The sequence below is a fragment of the Vibrio sp. 1978 genome (assembly GCF_033344345.1).
In genome coordinates this window covers 1-1,067 of the sequence record NZ_JAWPOP010000150.1, presented here as the reverse complement: position 1 = coordinate 1,067, position 1,067 = coordinate 1, and the positions used below count along the sequence as shown (strand labels likewise).

Genomic DNA, 1,067 nt, shown 5'->3' with positions numbered 1-1,067 from the left:
TAAGGAGGTGATCCAGCGCCAGGTTCCCCTAGCGCTACCTTGTTACGACTTCACCCCAGTCATGAACCACAAAGTGGTAAGCGTCCCCCCGAAGGTTAAACTACCTACTTCTTTTGCAGCCCACTCCCATGGTGTGACGGGCGGTGTGTACAAGGCCCGGGAACGTATTCACCGTGGCATTCTGATCCACGATTACTAGCGATTCCGACTTCATGGAGTCGAGTTGCAGACTCCAATCCGGACTACGACGCACTTTTTGGGATTCGCTCACTTTCGCAAGTTGGCCGCCCTCTGTATGCGCCATTGTAGCACGTGTGTAGCCCTACTCGTAAGGGCCATGATGACTTGACGTCGTCCCCACCTTCCTCCGGTTTATCACCGGCAGTCTCCCTGGAGTTCCCGACATTACTCGCTGGCAAACAAGGATAAGGGTTGCGCTCGTTGCGGGACTTAACCCAACATTTCACAACACGAGCTGACGACAGCCATGCAGCACCTGTCTCAGAGTTCCCGAAGGCACCAATCCATCTCTGGAAAGTTCTCTGGATGTCAAGAGTAGGTAAGGTTCTTCGCGTTGCATCGAATTAAACCACATGCTCCACCGCTTGTGCGGGCCCCCGTCAATTCATTTGAGTTTTAATCTTGCGACCGTACTCCCCAGGCGGTCTACTTAACGCGTTAGCTCCGAAAGCCACGGCTCAAGGCCACAACCTCCAAGTAGACATCGTTTACGGCGTGGACTACCAGGGTATCTAATCCTGTTTGCTCCCCACGCTTTCGCATCTGAGTGTCAGTATCTGTCCAGGGGGCCGCCTTCGCCACCGGTATTCCTTCAGATCTCTACGCATTTCACCGCTACACCTGAAATTCTACCCCCCTCTACAGTACTCTAGTCTGCCAGTTTCAAATGCTATTCCGAGGTTGAGCCCCGGGCTTTCACATCTGACTTAACAAACCACCTGCATGCGCTTTACGCCCAGTAATTCCGATTAACGCTCGCACCCTCCGTATTACCGCGGCTGCTGGCACGGAGTTAGCCGGTGCTTCTTCTGTCGCTAACGTCAAAT

At 53.5% G+C, this 1,067-nt stretch carries 1 rRNA gene; it reads right to left on the bottom strand.

From position 1 onward, the window contains the following. Window positions 1-1,067 (bottom strand): 16S ribosomal RNA (locus R8N49_RS25135); the annotation flags it as partial.